Genomic DNA, 2,581 nt, shown 5'->3' with positions numbered 1-2,581 from the left:
TGTTGGCGCTGATTGAAAACTGACCCACCCTGCCGATTGAAAATTGACCCAGGACGGATTGCTGATTTCTGTCCCAGCAATTGTGGATAAGCTTAGCAGCAGTGGGCCGATTCAAGACGCATCAACCCCCACCGCATGTAGGCATGCAGCAGGGTATTTATGGTGCGGATCAAAATGGCTCATCGTCCTCGACATCATCTCCGTCCTTGCGCTTTCGTTCCCGTGACTTGATCTTTGTCTGGGCGGCCAAGGTGCTGTGTTGTAGGCGGTAGGACTCGTTGCCCGTTTCGACGATGTGGCAGTGATGTGTCAGCCGATCCAACAACGCGGTGGTCATCTTGGCGTCGCCAAACACACTCGACCATTCCGAGAAGCTGAGGTTGGTGGTGATGACCACGCTGGTGTGTTCGTACAGTTTGGACAGCAGGTGAAATAACAGGGCACCGCCGCTTTGGCTAAAGGGCAAATATCCCAGCTCATCCAGTATCACCAGGTCTGTGCGAAGCAGTCCCTGGGCGATTCGCCCTGCCTTGCCATCGTACTTCTCACGCTCCAGCAGATTCACCAGATCCACCGTGGAAAAGAAGCGCACGCGTTTGTTGTGGGCCGTGATTCCGGATACAGCCAAGGCACTGGCCAGGTGTGTTTTCCCGGTTCCAGGGCCGCCGATGAACACGACATTCTGCGCCGTTTCAGTGAACGCTAAGCTGGATAGATCGCTGACCAGCCGGGCATCAGCGCTGGAAGCGCTGAAGTCAAAGCCAGCTAAGTCACGGTGCATGGGGAGTTTTGCCATGTTCATCTGATGATTCACCGAGCGCACCGCGCGATCCGCATGTTCCTGCTGAAGCAGATGTTCCAGCAGCCATTTCGATGAAGCCGTCGACGCTGTTCCTTGAGAGACCAGTTCTTCCCAAGCACTGGCCATGCCGTGCAGGCGAAGTTCTTTGAGTTCAGTCATTAGGTCACGCATTGCGATTCTCCTCATCGGTCGCACGGAGCCGGTCGTAGCGTGCTGTATTGGCAACAGGCGCGACCTTGAGTTGCAGGCTGGTTTCTACACTGGGAGGTAGTGCGGTGGAGGTCAGGCGGGCAAGGACATTGAGGATGTGATCGGCGCTCAGACTTCCCGATTCAAGTACCAGCTCCACCGCCACCAGCACAGGTTCGAGCCCCGCAATTGGCACAGCAGCCAGTACCTGCATCATGATTCGATCACCGTTGGTGTGACGCCTCAGTCCTCGTTTGAGAAGCCGTAACGGTTTTGGCAGATCAGCAAATGGCGCACCGTTGCGCAATGCACCAGGCTTGCGTTCGATGAGTGGGATGTAGTGCTGCCAGTCAAAACTGACCTGATCTCGATCAAAGAGGCGCTCGTGACTGGCGATCACCGTTTCGTCGGCAATGACCACGATCCGCGAAGGGTACAAACGGCTACTGACCCACTGGCCGACGCGCTCACATGGCACTGAATAGCGATTTCGCGCCACGCTGATCAGGCAGGTGCTGGAGACCCGCACGGTACGCTCGACGTAGCCATCAAATGCCGTCGGCATTGGCATCATTTCGACCTGCTCCAGCTCTAAGACCTCGGCCACCGTCAGCCCGTTGTACTGCGGATGCACCAGTTCGCTCCAGAGCGACCGGCAACGTTGGCCGAGCCAGACATTCAGTTCCTCGAAGGTGTGAAACATGCAGTTTTGAGCATCGAGCCAGATTCGCCTCCGGCTGTCCTGAACGTTCTTTTCGACGATGCCTTTTTCCCAGCCAGAGGCCACGTTGCAGAAGTCCGGATCGAACAGATAGTGCGCGCACATCACGGAAAACCGGGCGTTGACCGTGCGCCCTTTGCCTTTGTTGACCTTGTCGACAGCCGTTTTCATGTTGTCGTAGATGCCGCGACGCGGCACACCACCCAACGCTCCAAACGAACGGGTGTGGGCATCAAACAGCATCTCGTGGCCTTGGCTGGGGTACGCAACCAACCAGAATGCGCGGCTGGCACACAGCTTCATGTGGGAGACCTGGATACGTCGAAAAAGACCACCGATCAGCAGGCCTTCTTCGCTCCAGTCAAATTGAAAGGCCTCACCGAGCGCAAACGTCAGCGGTACAAAAGCGCGTAAAGACTTGCCTTGCTCGCCTCGCCAAGAGCGCACAAACGCCGTGAGCTGGCTGTAACCGCCGTCATAACCCTCGGCTTTGATCTGCTCAAAAAGTGCTTTGGCGCTCCTGCGGTTGTGTTTTGGCCGGAACGAATCGGCCTTGAGCGCCTGCTCCAGGGTCTCGTGAAAAGGGCTGAGCTTATTGAAGGTTGCGCACCGTTGGTACGCTGGCTGAATGGCTTCGGGCGCTCTGACCCATTTTCGGATGGTGTTTCTCGACAGCCCGGTACGCTTGGCTATCTGATGCAGCGAGAGCTTGTCGCGGAAGTACATCCGCCGGATTTTTCCCAACATTTCCATGCTGATCACCCTGTGTTCTCCTGCTCGAAAAGTGAGCAGAAGCAGTTGAACACCTGGGTCAGTTTTCAGTCGGCAGAAGAGCCTCTACTGGGTCAGTTTTCGGTCAGCGGCAACAG

Annotated in this window: 2 protein-coding genes; both read right to left on the bottom strand. The window is 56.4% G+C overall.

Annotated features, from left to right (window positions below):
* Window positions 1–169: 169 nt before the first annotated feature.
* Window positions 170–973, bottom strand: a complete 804-nt coding sequence (istB, locus tag AC07W0_RS30880; protein WP_029241171.1) for an IS21-like element ISPsy20 family helper ATPase IstB — start codon at window positions 971–973, stop codon at window positions 170–172.
* Window positions 966–2,465: an IS21 family transposase gene (gene istA, locus AC07W0_RS30875; protein ID WP_102619021.1), complete on the bottom strand. Its 1,500-nt coding sequence runs from the start codon at window positions 2,463–2,465 to the stop codon at window positions 966–968. Before istA ends, istB begins: the two co-directional genes overlap by 8 nt.
* Between the last annotated feature and the right edge of the window lie 116 nt (window positions 2,466–2,581).

This window comes from Pseudomonas sp. GW704-F2 (assembly GCF_059423025.1).
The sequence above is the reverse complement of the archived record's forward strand: the minus strand, read 5'-3'. Positions and strand labels throughout refer to the sequence as shown.

What these genes read in the sequence shown, in the direction of transcription:
- istB (WP_029241171.1), bottom strand. Translation starts at nt 973, where the DNA reads ATGCGTGACCTAATGACTGAACTCAAAGAACTTCGCCTGCACGGCATG.
- istA (WP_102619021.1), bottom strand. Translation starts at nt 2,465, where the DNA reads ATGGAAATGTTGGGAAAAATCCGGCGGATGTACTTCCGCGACAAGCTC.